13 protein-coding genes, 1 rRNA gene and 1 riboswitch are annotated in these 15,629 nt (G+C 59.5%); of the genes, 8 read left to right on the top strand and 6 right to left on the bottom strand.

What is annotated here, in order from left to right; translation table 11 throughout:
- The first annotated feature begins 66 nt into the window (after nt 1-66).
- The 5 genes from leuA (at nt 67) to AB5Z05_RS07215 (ending at nt 5,937) form a co-directional block, all read left to right on the top strand.
- A complete protein-coding gene (leuA, locus tag AB5Z05_RS07195) occupies nt 67-1,629 on the top strand; it encodes a 2-isopropylmalate synthase (protein ID WP_058057212.1) in 1,563 nt (520 codons plus the stop codon).
- A 132-nt stretch (nt 1,630-1,761) separates the two neighbouring features.
- Nucleotides 1,762-2,847, top strand: a complete 1,086-nt coding sequence (leuB, locus tag AB5Z05_RS07200; RefSeq protein ID WP_368150749.1) for a 3-isopropylmalate dehydrogenase — start codon at nt 1,762-1,764, stop codon at nt 2,845-2,847.
- 33 nt (nt 2,848-2,880) lie between these two features.
- A complete protein-coding gene (leuC, locus tag AB5Z05_RS07205) occupies nt 2,881-4,278 on the top strand; it encodes a 3-isopropylmalate dehydratase large subunit (RefSeq protein ID WP_368150751.1) in 1,398 nt (465 codons plus the stop codon).
- 12 nt (nt 4,279-4,290) lie between these two features.
- Nucleotides 4,291-4,890 (top strand): 3-isopropylmalate dehydratase small subunit, encoded by a 600-nt coding sequence (gene leuD, locus AB5Z05_RS07210; protein ID WP_042031829.1) that lies wholly within the window; start codon nt 4,291-4,293, stop codon nt 4,888-4,890.
- Between the two features lie 117 nt (nt 4,891-5,007).
- The gene (locus tag AB5Z05_RS07215; RefSeq protein ID WP_005358183.1) at nt 5,008-5,937 is read left to right on the top strand and encodes a hypothetical protein; all 930 of its coding nucleotides are present in this window, start codon (nt 5,008-5,010) and stop codon (nt 5,935-5,937) included.
- 30 nt (nt 5,938-5,967) lie between these two features.
- On the opposite strand, the gene AB5Z05_RS07220 is transcribed toward AB5Z05_RS07215, so the two are convergent.
- On the bottom strand, nt 5,968-6,258 hold the full coding sequence (locus tag AB5Z05_RS07220) for a PilZ domain-containing protein (RefSeq protein WP_005339160.1): 291 nt from the start codon (nt 6,256-6,258) through the stop codon (nt 5,968-5,970).
- 89 nt (nt 6,259-6,347) lie between these two features.
- Nucleotides 6,348-6,438: riboswitch (TPP riboswitch) on the top strand.
- Between the two features lie 60 nt (nt 6,439-6,498).
- On the opposite strand from AB5Z05_RS07220, the gene thiB reads away from it, so the two are divergent.
- From thiB to thiQ, 3 genes are all read left to right on the top strand, one after another.
- Nucleotides 6,499-7,479: a thiamine ABC transporter substrate binding subunit gene (gene thiB, locus AB5Z05_RS07225; RefSeq protein WP_100654507.1), complete on the top strand. Its 981-nt coding sequence runs from the start codon at nt 6,499-6,501 to the stop codon at nt 7,477-7,479.
- Nucleotides 7,476-9,098, top strand: a complete 1,623-nt coding sequence (gene thiP / locus AB5Z05_RS07230; RefSeq protein ID WP_368150754.1) for a thiamine/thiamine pyrophosphate ABC transporter permease — start codon at nt 7,476-7,478, stop codon at nt 9,096-9,098. Before thiB ends, thiP begins: the two co-directional genes overlap by 4 nt.
- A gap of 81 nt (nt 9,099-9,179) precedes the next feature.
- Nucleotides 9,180-9,875 carry a thiamine ABC transporter ATP-binding protein gene (gene thiQ, locus AB5Z05_RS07235; protein WP_120414802.1) on the top strand — a complete coding sequence of 232 codons (696 nt, stop codon included), beginning with the start codon at nt 9,180-9,182 and terminating at the stop codon, nt 9,873-9,875.
- Nucleotides 9,876-9,955: 80 nt separating this feature from the next.
- Here the strand turns inward: thiQ and AB5Z05_RS07240 are convergent, their stop codons facing one another.
- From AB5Z05_RS07240 to rrf, 5 genes are all read right to left on the bottom strand, one after another.
- Nucleotides 9,956-11,326 carry a PhoH family protein gene (locus AB5Z05_RS07240; RefSeq protein ID WP_323918710.1) on the bottom strand — a complete coding sequence of 457 codons (1,371 nt, stop codon included), beginning with the start codon at nt 11,324-11,326 and terminating at the stop codon, nt 9,956-9,958.
- Between the two features lie 220 nt (nt 11,327-11,546).
- Nucleotides 11,547-12,230, bottom strand: a complete 684-nt coding sequence (locus AB5Z05_RS07245; protein WP_021231985.1) for an NrdJb — start codon at nt 12,228-12,230, stop codon at nt 11,547-11,549.
- Between the two features lie 10 nt (nt 12,231-12,240).
- Nucleotides 12,241-14,388, bottom strand: coding sequence for an adenosylcobalamin-dependent ribonucleoside-diphosphate reductase (locus AB5Z05_RS07250; protein WP_368150759.1), 2,148 nt, complete (start codon nt 14,386-14,388; stop codon nt 12,241-12,243).
- Between the two features lie 211 nt (nt 14,389-14,599).
- Nucleotides 14,600-15,052 (bottom strand): pullulanase, encoded by a 453-nt coding sequence (locus AB5Z05_RS07255; RefSeq protein WP_123173750.1) that lies wholly within the window; start codon nt 15,050-15,052, stop codon nt 14,600-14,602.
- A 284-nt stretch (nt 15,053-15,336) separates the two neighbouring features.
- Nucleotides 15,337-15,451 (bottom strand): 5S ribosomal RNA (rrf, locus tag AB5Z05_RS07260).
- Between the last annotated feature and the right edge of the window lie 178 nt (nt 15,452-15,629).

Below are 15,629 nucleotides of genomic sequence, written 5' to 3' on the forward strand. Positions count from 1 at the left end.
CCCTGCACGGGTTTTTTTATGCCGCCGCAGGATGCACGTTACCGAACTTAGGAAGAGGGAAGTCACATGTCAGATCGGGTCATCATATTCGACACCACCTTGCGTGATGGTGAGCAGGCCCTGGCGGCCAGTTTGACAGTCAAGGAGAAGCTGCAGATCGCCCAGGCACTGGAACGGCTCGGTGTCGACGTCATGGAGGTGGGCTTCCCGGTCTCTTCTCCCGGCGATTTTCAATCGGTGCAGACCATCGCCCGCCACATCAAGAACAGCCGGGTCTGCGCCCTCGCCCGCGCCCTGCCCAAGGATATCGACGCCGCAGGCGAAGCCTTGCGGGTCGCCGAGGCGTTTCGCATCCATACCTTCATCTCCACCTCCTCCATCCATGTGGAGAGCAAGCTGAAAAAGAGCTTCGAGGATGTGCTGGAGATGGGGGTCGGCGCCATCAAGCACGCCCTGCGCTACACCGATGATGTGGAGTTCTCTTGCGAGGATGCGGGCCGCACGCCGATCGATAATCTCTGCCGCATGGTGGAGGCCGCCATCAAGGCGGGGGCCCGCACCATCAATATCCCGGATACCGTGGGCTATACGGTACCGACCGAGTTCTCCGGCATCATCCACACCCTGTTCAACCGGGTGCCCAACATCGACAAGGCCATCATCTCGGTCCACTGCCACGACGATCTGGGGCTCTCGGTGGCTAACTCCATCGGCGCGGTGCAGATGGGGGCACGCCAGATCGAGTGCACCATCAACGGCATCGGCGAACGGGCGGGCAACTGCTCGCTGGAAGAGGTGGCGATGATCCTCAAAACCCGCGCCGACCTGCTCGGGGTACAAACCAATATCCGCCACAGCGAAATTCATCGCACCAGCACCCTCGTCAGCCAGCTCTGCAACATGCCGGTGCAGCCCAACAAGGCGATCGTCGGGGCCAACGCTTTCTCCCACAGCTCCGGCATCCATCAGGATGGGGTGCTCAAGGCGAAAAATACCTACGAAATCATCACTCCCGAGAGCATCGGCCTGACCCAGAACAACCTCAACATGACCTCCCGCTCCGGCCGCCACGTTATCAAGCACCGGATGGAGTCCATGGGTTACGCCGAGAGCAGCTACGACCTCGACCACCTCTACGGCAAGTTCCTGACCCTGGCCGACAAGAAGGGGCAGGTATTCGACTACGACCTCGAAGCGCTGGCCTTCTTCAGCCAGATCCACGAAGAGCCGGAGCACTTCAAGCTGGAGTACCTCGGGGTCCAGAGCGGCAGCTCGGTGCTGGCCACCGCCTCGGTCAAATTGAAGGTGGGACAGGATCTGATCTGTGAAGCGGCCACCGGCAATGGCCCGGTGGATGCGGTCTACCAGTGCATCAACCGCATCACCGGCTATGAGATCCGCATCGACAAATATGCCCTCAAGAGCAAGGGCGAAGGGGAAGATGCCCTCGGTCAGGTCGATATCGTCGCCGAGTACAAGGGGCGCAAATTCCACGGCATGGGGCTGGCTACCGACATCATCGAATCCTCGGCCCATGCCCTGCTCCATGTGATCAACAGCATCTGGCGCGCCGATCAGGTAGCCGAGCAGATGGAACGCAATAACAGCATCAAATCAGAAACCGTCTGAGCAGGACTCGCAGCCACACAGACGGCATGGAATGACAACATCGGGACGGGGAACGTCTGAACCGGGAACCGCGCGCAGATTAGCGAAAACCGGACAGAGGGATCTCAAAGACAATATCAGGATGGAGAGTGTATGAGCAGTTATCGGATCGCAGTATTGCCGGGTGACGGCATTGGCCCTGAAGTGATGGCCGAGGCCATCAAGGTGCTGGAGAAGGTGCAGGCCCGGTTCGGCCTCGCCTTCGAGTATGATCACCACGACGTGGGCGGCATCGCTATCGACAACCACGGCACCCCGCTGCCGCAAAGCACCATCAAAGGTTGTGAAGCAGCCGATGCCGTGCTGTTTGGCTCGGTGGGCGGCCCGAAATGGGAACATCTGCCCCCCAACGATCAACCGGAACGTGGCGCCCTGCTGCCCCTGCGCGCCCACTTCAAGCTGTTCTGCAACCTGCGTCCGGCCCGTATCTACACCGGCCTCGAGCAGTTCTCCCCGCTGCGCGCCGACATCTCCGATCGCGGTTTTGACATCGCCTGCGTGCGCGAGCTGACCGGCGGCATCTACTTCGGCCAGCCCAAGGGGCGTGAGGGAGAGGGGGCGAACGAGAAGGCATTCGACACCGAGGTGTACCATCGCTTCGAGATTGAGCGCATCGCCAAGATTGCCTTTGAGTCGGCTCACGTGCGCCGTGGCAAGGTCACCTCCATCGACAAGGCCAACGTACTCGCCTCTTCCATTCTGTGGCGCGAGGTGGTGACGCAAGTCGCCAAGTCCTATCCGGACGTAACCCTCAACCATATGTACATCGATAACGCCACCATGCAGCTCATCAAGGATCCGTCCCAGTTCGATGTGCTGCTCTGCTCCAACCTGTTCGGTGACATCCTCTCCGACGAGTGCGCCATGATCACCGGCTCCATGGGACTACTCCCCTCCGCCAGCCTCAACGAATCAGGTTTCGGCCTGTTCGAACCGGCCGGTGGTTCGGCCCCGGATATCGCCGGCAAAGGGATTGCCAACCCCATCGCCCAGATCCTCTCCGCCGCCCTGATGCTGCGTTACAGCTTAGGGATGGAAGCTGCCGCCCAGGCCATCGAGCAGGCCGTGGCCCAGACCCTGGCCGAGGGTTACTTCACCGCCGACCTGCATCAGGCCAGCGCCCGCCACCCGGTGCAGAGCACGTCCGAGATGGGTAGCCAGATCGCCGCCCGGATCTGAGCCGCATAACAGAGAACAAGGAAGAGAGAAGCAATGGCCAAGACCCTCTATCAGAAAGTATTCGACGCCCACGTGGTACGGGAAGTGGAAGGGGAGACCCCCCTCATCTACATCGACCGCCATCTGGTGCATGAAGTGACCAGCCCACAGGCATTCGACGGCCTGCGCGCCATGAACCGCCAGCTGCGCCGCCCGGATCTGACTTGGGCTACCATGGATCACAACGTCTCCACCACCACCAAGGACATCGCCGCCTCCGGCGAGATGGCCCGCATCCAGATGGAGACGCTCGCCGAAAACTGCAAGGAGTTCGGGGTTCGTCTCTACGATCTCAACCACAAATATCAGGGGATCGTCCATGTGATGGGCCCCGAGCTCGGCATCACCTTGCCCGGCACCACCATCGTCTGCGGCGACTCTCACACCGCCACCCACGGCGCCTTCGGCTCACTGGCGTTCGGCATCGGCACTTCCGAAGTGGAACATGTGATGGCGACCCAGACCCTGAAACAGGGTCGCGCCAGGACCATGCGCATTTCGGTCAACGGCAAGCTGGCCGAGGGTATCAGTGCCAAGGACGTAGTGCTGGCCATCATCGGTCAGGTTGGCCATGCCGGTGGTACCGGCTACGTGGTGGAATTCGCTGGCGAGGCCATTGCGGGCCTCTCAATGGAAGGGCGGATGACGGTGTGCAACATGGCCATCGAGCTGGGTGCCAAGGCGGGGATGATTGCCCCCGACCAGACCACCATCGACTACATCCGTGGCAAGGAGTTCGCCCCCAAAGGCGAGGCGCTGGAGCAGGCCATCGCCTACTGGCAGAGCCTCAAGAGCGATGAAGGAGCCCGTTTCGATGCCGAAGTAGTGCTGGATGCCGCCGATATCGCCCCGCAGGTCACCTGGGGGACCAACCCGGGCCAGGTGATTGCCGTCAATGATCCGATTCCGGCACCGGAATCCTTCAGCGATCTGATGGAGCAGCAGTCCGCCCGCAAGGCGCTCGCCTACATGGATTTGCAACCGGGCCAGAAGCTCTCAGACGTTGCCATCGACAAGGTGTTTATCGGGTCGTGCACCAACAGCCGCATTGAGGATCTGCGCGCTGCCGCCGCCATCGCGCGCGGTCGCAAGGTAGCCGCTGGCGTGCAGGCGCTGGTGGTGCCGGGCTCCGAGCAGGTGAAGGCGCAGGCCGAAGCCGAGGGGCTGGACAAGATCTTCATCGAGGCCGGCTTTGAGTGGCGCCTGCCGGGCTGCTCCATGTGTCTGGCGATGAACAACGATCGGCTGCAACCGGGGGAGCGCTGCGCCTCCACCAGCAACCGCAACTTCGAAGGGCGTCAGGGTCGCGCAGGCCGCACCCATCTGGTCAGCCCGGCCATGGCCGCCGCTGCCGCCGTCACCGGCCGCTTCGCCGACATTCGCGCACTGTAAGAGGAAAGAGCGATGACAGGATTCAAACAGCATAAAGGGATCGTCGTCCCCCTCGACAGCGCCAACGTCGACACCGACGCCATCATTCCCAAACAATTTTTGCAAAAAGTAAACCGCATCGGTTTTGGCAAGCACCTGTTCCACGACTGGCGCTTTCTGGACGATGCCGGCCAACAGCCCAACCCCGAGTTTGTACTGAACCAGCCGCAATTCGCCGGTGCCAGCATTCTGCTGGCCCGCGAGAACTTCGGCTGCGGGTCTAGTCGCGAGCACGCCCCCTGGGCGCTGGCGGACTACGGCTTCAAGACCATCATTGCCCCGAGCTTTGCCGACATCTTCTACGGCAACGCCATCAACAATGGCATGGTGCCGGTGCGCCTGAAGGAGGAGGAGGTTGACGCCCTGTTCCAGCTGGTCGCCGCCAAGCCGGGCATCGAGATCGAGGTGGATCTGGAAGCCAATCAGGTGCGCGCAGGTGAGCTCAGCTTCGGTTTCGAGATCGACGAGTTCCGCCGTTACTGCCTGCTCAACGGCTTGGATGCCATCGGTCTGACCCTGCAGCACGAGGCCGCCATCAGCGCCTTTGAGGCGAAGCAGCCGAGCTGGATTTAACGCGCCAGTTGCAAAAAAACGAGTAGAATCAACAGGGAGCTTCGGCTCCCTGTTTTACTGTCCGCGACGCTTCCCACTTTGGGCCACCGGAACTGGCCCGTGCTACAGGAAAGGATGATGAAGAGACCGACGGCAATTCCTCTGCTCTGTGCCCTGCTGCTTGCCCTGCCTGCGGGGGCCAGCCAAACCAGCTTCAACAACAGCCTCGGCCAGATCAGCGTCGGCTGGCAAGATAGCGAAGGCAAACCCCAGCAGCTCACCTACCGGCTCGAACAGGGCAAGTTGCCGCCCCTTATCGCCTATCGCCCGGCCAGAATGCAGGAGGAGGTGTTGCAGGTGTTGCTGCGGGAGGTGCGCCAGAACTACCCCGAGGTGCAGTTCACCCTCGCCCGTCCCTCGCTGGAGCTGCATCTGAAAAGCCGCAATCAGGACAAGGCGCGCGAGGCGATGGCCTTTCTGCAGTCCAAGCGGAGCAAAGAGGAGCAGGCCTGGCTGACCAAACACTACTTCCAGTACTTCAACACCCCGGACGGGCAACTGGCGGTGAAGCAGGATCATGTGCGCATCGCGCTGGAGAGTCGCAGCGGGCTGGCGCCGCTGGCGGATCAACTCAAGCAGCAGGGCAGCACCGAAACGGAAGCGCGCCAGAAGACCGTGGCCCACATGCTCACCTTTATCCAGAGCATCCCCTATCAGCAGCTCGACAGCCTGAACGGCAGGCAGGGCAAGGGCTTTCTCCCGCCCCGTCAGGTGCTGGAGCAGAACCGGGGTGATTGCGACAGCAAGGTAACCCTGATGGCCGCCATGCTGGCCCAGCTCTTTCCCGAACTGAAACAGGCCATGGTGTTCGTCCCCGGCCATGCCCTGCTGGCCGTTGACCTGCCCGCCAAGCCGGGAGATGTGACCCTCAACTGGCAGGGGCAGAACTACCTGCTGCTCGAACCTACCGGTCCAGCCACCTTGCCTGCGGGCCAAATAGCATCGACCAGCAAAACGCTGGTCGATAGCAAGCAGTTGAGTGTGCAGCCGGTTCAGGAGAAGGGCTAATCCCCTCCCTCTGCCGATGGGGAGAGAGGATTAACCCTGAGGCAGAAACTCTACCGCCAGCAGCAACCCGCTCTCCTCCTCCAGCACCCGGATAATACGGGCATGGGCTTCAAAGGGAGGCAACAGATTGTTGTTGGTGGCAAGACTGATCCGGATGGGCTGATTGATGTCGAGCTGGTGTTCAGAGACCGCAATCCCCATGCCGTTAGCACTGAGATCCCGGCAGATCCCCTCCAGCACCAGCTGCTGCTGATAGACGGTGACCGGAGCATTGATGACCATGCGCGCAAAGGCACGCCTTTCCTTGGTATTGGTAAGCACGCGAACATCCTCTGTTGGGTGGGCGTCATCTCATGGGTATTGCACAATTGTGCTGGTCTACCCAAAAGAACGTTAATACAATGCGGTTCGTTTCTCAAACGGGGTGCGGTTTACCGCTGAGATTATACCCGTGTACCTGATCCAGATAATGCTGGCGGAGGAATTTGAGGCATGGCGCTCATTTTTTGCGCCCTCACCCGCTGGCACCTCGTTATTAACAAGTAATAGGGAGTGCCACCCATGAAGACCCTGCTGCTGGTCACCACCGGCCTGCTGTCGGCCAATGTGTTCGCCGCCGACACCCTCACCGTCTACACCTACAGCTCCTTCACTGCAGAATGGGGGCCGGGGCCCAAGATCAAACAGGCCTTCGAGAAAGAGTGCGACTGCACCCTCAATCTGGTTCCCCTCGAAGATGGGGTCGCCATCCTCAACCGGCTGCGGCTGGAGGGCAACCACAGCAAGGCCGATCTGGTGCTGGGGCTTGACGATGCCCTCATCAGCGAAGCCAAACAGAGCGGCCTGTTCGCCCCCCATCCCGCCAAGCTGGATGGCATCAAGGTGCCGGGTGGCTGGCAGGATGACACCTTCGTCCCCTACGACTACGGCTACTTTGCCTTTGTTTATGACAAGGACAAACTCAAGCAACCACCCAAGAGCCTGAAAGAGCTGGTGGAGCGTCCCGACCTCAAGGTGATCTATCAGGATCCCCGCACCTCCACCCCGGGGCAGGGGCTGATGCTGTGGATGAAGTCTGTCTACGGCGACAAGGCGCCTGCCGCCTGGGCCGAGCTTGCCAAAAAAACGGTCACCGTCACCAAGGGGTGGTCAGAGGCTTATGGCATGTTCCTCGATGGCGAAGCGGACATGGTGCTCTCCTACACCACCTCTCCGGCCTATCACCTGATTGCCGAGAACAAGCCCCAGTATCAGGCTGCCGCCTTCGAAGAGGGTCACTACCGTCAGGTAGAAGTGGCTGCCAAGCTGAAGAGCGCCAAACAGGAGAAGCTGGCTGACCAGTTCCTGCAATTTATGGTGAGCCCCGCCTTCCAGAACGAGATCCCGACCGGCAACTGGATGTATCCCGTTATCGACACACCGCTGCCCAAGGGCTTCGAGCAGATGATCACCGTAGCCAAGCCGCTCGCCTTCAGCAGCGATGAGGTGGCCGCCAATCGCAAAGGGTGGATCCGCGAGTGGCTGCAAGCCGTCACCCAGTGAACCGTTATCTGAAACCACAGGCTCGTCCCCTCTGGTGGTTGCCGGGCAGTGCCGCCACCCTGTTGATCCTGCTGTTATCCCTCGGGCCGCTCGCAGCCCTGCTGTGGCAGGCCGGTTCGCTGGCACCCCGCACCCTGCTCGCAGATCCTTATCTGCGCCATGTGCTGGGCTTCAGTCTGGGGCAGGCACTGCTCTCCACCCTGCTCAGTCTCGGGCTGGCCATTCCGGTGGCCCGCGCGCTGGCGCGGCGGCGATTCCTTGGCCGAACCCTGCTGATCAAGCTATTTGGTCTCTCGCTGGTACTGCCGGTCATCATCGCCATCTTCGGCATAGTAGCGGTACACGGCAAACAGGGGTGGCTGCCGCAACTGTTGCGCTCATTGGGGCTGGAGCCCGGCAACTACCTCTACGGTCTGTTTGGTATCCTGCTGGCCCACGTCTTCTTCAATATGCCGCTGGCGGCACGCCTGATGCTGCAGAGCATAGAGAGCATTCCCGAATCGAGCTGGCGCCTTGCCAGCCAGCTCGGCATGCGCTCATCCCATATCTTCCGGCTGCTGGAGTGGCCGCTTATTCGCGGCATATTGCCGGGACTGGCCAGCCTAATCTTTATGCTCTGCTTCACCAGCTTCACAACCGTGCTGGCGCTGGGGGGCGGGCCGAAATCCACCACGCTGGAGGTGGCTGTCTATCAGGCGCTGCGCTTTGACTTCGATCTCGCCACCGCGGGCGGATTGGCGCTGGTGCAGCTGATCCTGACCGCCGCCCTGCTCGCCCTGCAGCACAAGCTGCAGAGTACCCCAGCCAGCAGGGTGACACCCCGTCGTCCCTGCCTGCGGCCGGATCGCCATCAGCCAGGCTCGGCCGTGGTGGATCTCCTCTCGCTCAGCATCGGGCTCGCCATCTTTCTGCCACCGCTGCTGGCCATCGTGGTGGCGGGCCTTCACCCCGGCCTGCTCACCGCGCTCACTTCCAGCAAGCTGTGGCAGGCGAGCGGCCAGTCGCTGTTGATTGCGCTGGCGGCGGGCACCCTTGCCACCCTGCTTGGCAGCGGCCTGTTGCTCACCAGCCGTCACCTCAAGGTGCGCACCCGCCAGCGGCGCGCTGCGGCCCTGTGGGAGGCCAGCGGCTCGGTGATCCTGATGATCCCGGCTGTGGTGCTCTCTACCGGTCTCTTCATCCTGTTTATGCCGTTCGCCGATGTGTTCGCCCTCGGCCCCTGGCTGGTGGTGCTGGTCAACGCCCTGATGGCGCTACCCTACGTGCTGCGCACCCTCTCCGCCCCCATGCAGCTGGTGGTGCGCCAATACGACCGGCTGGCGGATAGCCTGGGGGTACGCGGCCTGCATCGCCTGCGACTGGTGGAGTGGCCACTGCTGCGCCGCCCGCTGGCACTGGCGATGGCATTGTCGATGATCCTCTCGCTGGGGGATCTCGGCGCCATCGCCATGTTTGGCAGTCAGGAGCTCACCACCCTGCCCTGGCTGCTCTACCAGCAGCTTGGCAGTTACCGGCTGACCGAGGCGGCCGCCACCGCTCTGCTGCTGCTTACGCTTTGTTTCTCCCTGTTCTGGCTGGTGGAACGGGGACTTGGAGGAAAAAATGGCGAGCAACATTGAGATACTAAACGCCTTGCGCCCCTGTGCCAGCGTTTCTGCGGCTGTTCCGGCTGGTGGAACGGACCCTTTGAGGAGGAAAACATGCTGAACATTGATACGCTGGTGACCAGCTACCCCGACTGGCGCGTCAGCTTCAGCGCGAAGCTGCCCAAGGGGGAGATCACCGCGCTGATTGGCCCAAGCGGCGCAGGCAAGTCGACCCTGCTCGGGATGATCGCCGGTTTCGTGCCGGTGGAGTCAGGCAGCCTCAGCTTCGATGGCGAAGATCTGCTGCCGCTGGGCCCGGCCGAGCGACCAGTCACCACCCTGTTTCAGGATCACAACCTGTTCCTCCACCTGTCGGTGTTCGACAATATCGCCATCGGCTTGCACCCGGGTCTGCGCCTGAGTGCCGCCCAACGGGCACAGGTGATCGATGCAGCCGAGCGGGTTGGTCTTGGCGAGATGCTAAACCGTCTGCCGGAGCAGCTCTCCGGCGGCCAGCAGCAGCGGGTCGGGCTGGCCCGTGCGCTGGTGCGGGGCAAACCGCTGCTGCTGCTGGATGAGCCCTTCTCTGCCCTCGATCCCGCCCTGCGCCGCGAGATGCTGGCCGAAGTGGTGCGCCTCGCCTGCGAACAGGGCATTACCGTACTGATGGTCTCCCACAATCCGGAAGATGCCCAGCTGATTGCCGATCAGGTGCTCTTTGTCGACGAGGGCCGCATCGCCCTGCAAGGCAAGCCGGATATTCTGCAAAATAGCGACCACCCGGGGCTGCTGCGCTACCTTGGCCAATAGCCCTTGGGAGTAAAGACTGCGCCATGATCAAAAAGGGAGGCCGATTGGCCTCCCTTTGTATCTGGAAATATTCAGTTTAATCAGAGGTTTTCCTCGGCGAATGAAGCCAGTCGGCTGCGCACCACGCCATTGAGGAAGATGTTGGCACTGCCGTCAAAATCCTTGAAACGCTCGACTATGTAGGTGAGACCCGAGGTCACCGGACTCAGGTAGTTGGAGTCGATCTGGGCCAGGTTACCGGAGCAGACGATCTTGGTGCCTTCGCCGCAGCGGGTGATGATGGTCTTGATCTGGGAAGCGGTCAGGTTCTGGCACTCATCCAGCAGCACGAAGGTGTTCTGGATGCTGCGCCCGCGCATGAAGTTGACCGATTTGAACTGGATATTGGCCTTCTCCATGATGTAGCTGAGCGAGCCACTCATGTTCTCGTCCTGCTTGTGCAGCACCTCCAGGGTGTCGGTCACCGCCGCCAACCAGGGCATCATCTTCTCCTCTTCGGTGCCGGGCAGGAAGCCGATGCTCTCGGCAATTTCCGGGGTATTCCGGGTGACGATCACCTTCTCGTAAATGCCCTTCTCAATCACCAACTCCAGCGCAGCAGCCATGGCCAGCAAGGTTTTGCCGCAACCGGCCGGGCCGGTCAGGATCACCAGATCGATGTGCGGATCGAGCAGTGCATCCAGCGCCATCCCCTGATAGACATTCTTGGGGTGTACACCCCACGCCTTGCGAGACATCAGTCGCTCGCGGCCCAGATCCTTGATGCGGATCTTGCAGCCATCGTGGCTGAGCACCCGGGCGGCGAAGAAATTCTCCTCATCCACCAGATACTGGTTTACGTGAACCCCCTCCAGCAGATTGGCATCGATCACATGGATGGTGTCGCGGCCATGGGTCTCGCTCTCGCACTCGCCGACGCGCTCCCAGAAGCTGCCGGGCACCACCTGAAAACCCTTGGCCAGCAGGCGGATATCGTCGATCAGCTGGTCGCTGCGGTAATCTTCAACGTGAGCAAGCCCGGCCCCCTTGGCCTTGAGGCGCATGTTGATGTCTTTGGTGACCAGCACCACCTGACGCTTCAACTCATGCTTTTGCAGATAGAGGGCCGCGTTGATGATGCGGTTGTCGGCCTCCTTGTCGGTAAAGACCTCGGCATCCTGCGGCAGATGGTGATCGCTGAAGATGCAGATATTGCCGCTCGCTTCGCCAGCCAGCGGCACGCCCTGGGTGATCTGATCCGGGGTTGCATCGCGGAACACATCTTCCAGCGCACGAATGGCCACCCGCGCGTCGCGGCTGACATCCTTGTTGCGATCCTTGATGTTATCGAGCTCTTCCAGCACCGTCATGGGGATGAGCACGTCGTGCTCTTTGAAGGAGTAGATAGCGAGGGGTTCGTGAAGCAGAACGTTGGTATCCAGGATAAACAGCTTTCGGTCCGTATTGTCCATAAGCATCCTCCTTGGCACTGAAGGGCCACGTGTGTGAATCTCAGATGTCATTGAAACCACACGGCCGTGACAGTTTTATTACCCTCAACGCTACGCCCGATTTTACTATCGCGCAACAAATCACTTGGCCGCCTGATTTGATTGCGCATAAAAACAGCAACAAAAAGACCGGCACTGTGGCCGGTCTTTTTTCTATCGTTCAACTACTTGGGCATGTCTGTCAGCCGCACTTGGAGTCGCCACAGTTGAGGCAGGTCATGCAGCCATCCTTCAGCACCAGCGCCTTGGTGTGGCACTTGTAGCAGAGCGCGGCATTGGCCGGAAAACCACTGCTCGCCTGCTGCTCTTCAGCCTCCTGAGCGGCTTTCAACTCGGCCTGCTTCTCGGCCAGAAATGCCTGCTGATGCTCGTCCAACCCCGGCGCCTTGAGCATGCCTATCTCGGTGAGATGGCTCTCGATCACGTTGCCAATTTCGGCGATCAGCGACGGCACATACTTGCCCTTGTTCCAGTAGCCGCCCTTGGGATCGAATACGGAACGCAGCTCCTCCACCAGGAAGGTGACATCCCCACCCTTGCGGAATACCGCCGAGATGATGCGGGTCAGCGCCACGATCCACTGATAGTGCTCCAGGCTCTTGGAGTTGATGAAAATCTCGAACGGACGGCGAGTTTCGTGAACCGTGCCCTCGTTGAGAATGATGTCGTTGATGGTGATGAACAGCGAGTGCTCGGAGACATGCTCCGGCGTCTTCAGCTTGTAGGTGGTGCCCATCAGTCGCTCTGGACGCAACACGGTTTCGTGCATGTGCACCACGTCATCCTGCGCAGAGAGATCTTCTTGCGGCTCATCCTTGGTACGCACCTTGTAGGCGACGATTTTTTTGTCGATCTTCTTGACCATAATGTCGTTCTCAGAATTTACCGTAATAGCCTTCTTTCAAGGCGTCGTAGAGGTTGGCGGCCGTATGCAGCTCACCATCGTATTCGATCTCTTCGTTCCCCTTGACGGAGATGACGGAGCCATCCTCTAGGGTGAAATCGTACAGGGTGTTCTCCAGATCCTTCTCCTTCACCAGCACGCCCTGGAAAGCCTCCGGATTGAAGCGGAAGGTGGTGCAGCCCTTGAGTCCAGAGTCCGAGGCATACATGTAGATGTCCTTGAACTGCTCGAACGGGAAATCGGTTGGCACGTTGGCAGTCTTGGAGATGGAGGAGTCAATCCAGCGCTGGGCCGCCGCCTGAATGTCCACATGCTGCGCCGGGGTGATGTCATCAGCAGTAATGAAGTAGTCCGGCAGACGGCTCGCCTCATCATCGACATAGGGCATGGCCGCCGGATTCACCAGCTCGCGATAGGCCAGCAGCTCGAAGGAGTAGACATCGACGCTCTCCTTGCTCTTCTTGCCCGGCTTAATGACGTTGCGGCTGTAGTGGTGGGCAAAGCTCGGCTCGATGCCGTTGCTGGCGTTGTTGGCCAGTGACAGCGAGATGGTGCCGGTCGGCGCAATACTGCTGTGGTGAGTGAAACGCCCACCCACTTCGGCCAGCTCGGCGACCAGCGCAGGATCCACTTCGGCAACCTGCTGCATATAGCGGCTGTAGCGCGCATGCAGCACCTTGCCCTTCACCTTGTCACCCACCTTGATGCCATCAGCCGCCATTTCCGGGCGCAGACGCAGCATCTTGCCGGTCACTTCGAACTCCTGCTCCATGATGGGGGCTGGGCCCTTCTCCCTGGCAAGACGCAGGGACTCCTGCCAGCCGGTCATCGCCAGCTCCAGGGATACCTGCTCGGTAAAGGCTACGGATGCCGCAGAGCCGTACTTGATCTGCAGCATGGTGAGGGTCGAACCAAGACCCAGGAAACCCATGCCGTGACGGCGCTTGGCTGTGATCTCCTCGCGCTGTTTGGCCAGTGGCAGTTGGTTGATCTCCACCACGTTGTCGAGCATGCGAGTAAAGATGGCCACCACCTTGCGAAACGCCTGCCAATCGAATGCCGCGTTTTCAGTAAAAGGGTCGTGCACAAACTTGGTCAGATTGACCGAGCCCAGCAGACAGGCACCGTAGGGCGGCAACGGCTGCTCACCACAGGGGTTGGTCGCGCGGATCTCTTCACAGAACCAGTTGTTGTTCATCTGGTTGACCTTGTCGATCAGGATGAAGCCGGGCTCTGCATAGTCATAGGTGGAGGTCATGATGACATTCCACAGCTTGCGGGCTGGCATGGTCTTGTAGACCTTACAAGCGACCTGCCCCAACTCGTTGAATACAACCCCTTCCTTGTTGGGCCAGTCGGCCCATAGCACCTGAGCGGGATCGTCCAGCGCAATGCCATCCTGCTCCACCTCTTTAGCGGTGTAGGGGAAGATCAGCGACCAGGGGGCATCCTCTTTCACCGCCTTGACGAAATCTTCGGTGATGAGCAGAGAGAGGTTGAACTGTCGCAGGCGGCCATCTTCGCGCTTGGCCTGAATAAACTCGATCACATCGGGATGGCGGATATCTATGGTGCCCATCTGGGCGCCGCGACGGCCACCGGCTGACGAGACGGTGAAACACATCTTGTCATAGATATCCATAAAGGAGAGCGGGCCGGAAGTGTAGGCACCGGCACCGGAGACAAAGGCACCGCGCGGGCGCAGGGTCGAGAAGTCATATCCGATGCCGCAACCGGCTTTCAGGGTCAGACCGGCCTCGTGCACCTTGCCAAGGATATCGTCCATCGAATCTTCGATGGTACCGGAAACAGTACAGTTGATGGTTGAAGTGGCAGGCTTGTGCTCAAACGCCCCGGCGTTGGAGGTGATGCGGCCCGCCGGAATGGCCCCATTGCGCAGTGCCCACAGGAACGGCTCATACCAGACCTCCGGTTCCAGCTCCTGCTCTGCCAGCGCACGGGCTACCCGCTGGTAAGTCTCATCGATAGAGCTGTCGATGGGAGTGCCATCCTTGCTCTTGAGGCGATACTTGCTATCCCAGATCTCGAGGGACGTTTCCTGCATGGGGATAAGGCGGGAGCCAAGCTCACTCTCCAGCACCGGGTTCGATTTAGCCATTTTCAATCAACCTTATGTGAATGCATCAACATCATGACAACAGCATAAAACACAACTAATGGTGCCATCTAAAATTAATGGCACAATATCTAGTACACCTGATGCCATGAGGGCGCCGATTCTAACCTAAAAAAATGCCCCGGCCAGCAGATTTCTAGGCCAGGGCACTTAACTGATTAATTTGCTGAGAGATTTAACACTCAGAGATAGATCAGGGCTTCTTGACGTAAACGGTCGGTGTTTCACCCGCCATATTCAGATAGAACTCGTAGACGCCATCAGCATCTGGTGAGAACTTCATGTCCTCATACTTGGAGCATGGGTTGACCGGCACCGCCTCACCACCCAACACGGCAACACCATCACTCGGGCTCTTATAGCCAAAGTTGGTACCGCAGCTCCAGCCTGAATCAGCAAACTTGAACTTGTAGGGGGCCCACTCTTTCTTGAGGGTGCCTTTGGCCATATAAAGCTTGTCGGCCACCTTGACTACCTTGCTTTCATCAGTCGCCATCCAGTCGTTCATCTCCCCGCGCAGGTAGATGGACTTGCCACCGAAGTCGCTGTTGTCTGCCGCAGCCTGCTCTGCACCACCATTGGATGCGCAACCGCCTAATACCAGGGTTCCCGCCGCCAGCATCATCGTTACTGTTCTTTTGAACATGGGTCTATTCCTTAAATTATTGTGATTCCTTGGTCCATCCATGTGGACTGAAGAATTAAACCAGAGCAGGCATCACAAGAAAGGTAGAGGCATCACATTCTGTACTTTTTGTATCCAACACATTGAACTGGTGAGCAAATATCGAACAGAAAAAGAGGTCGTTTTGGGGCTTTAGAAGGGTAATCAATGAATGACAAGAAGGGGAAAGTCTAATAATCCGGTGACGTGCTGAATTGCAGGCAATAAAAAACCCCGCTCGATGAGCGGGGTTTCTTGTATTGGGTGCCTAGCAGTGTCCTACTCTCGCATGGCGAATGCCACACTACCATCGGCGCTACCGCGTTTCACTTCTGAGTTCGGCATGGGATCAGGTGGTTCCACGGCGCTATGGCCGCCAGGCAAATTCTTAATCTAGAAAGCTGACGTGAGTAGTGATGTTGCGCTTGGCTTGTCACTATCACTGAATTTTGAGTAGTTCGTTCTATTTGCTACAAGCCTTAGAACACTTCTTGGGTGTTGTATGGTTAAGCCTCACGGGTAATTAGTATGGGTTAGCTCAACACGTCGCCGCGCTTAC

Source organism: Aeromonas sp. R2-4 (genome assembly GCF_040908365.1).
GTDB lineage: Bacteria > Pseudomonadota > Gammaproteobacteria > Enterobacterales > Aeromonadaceae > Aeromonas > Aeromonas veronii.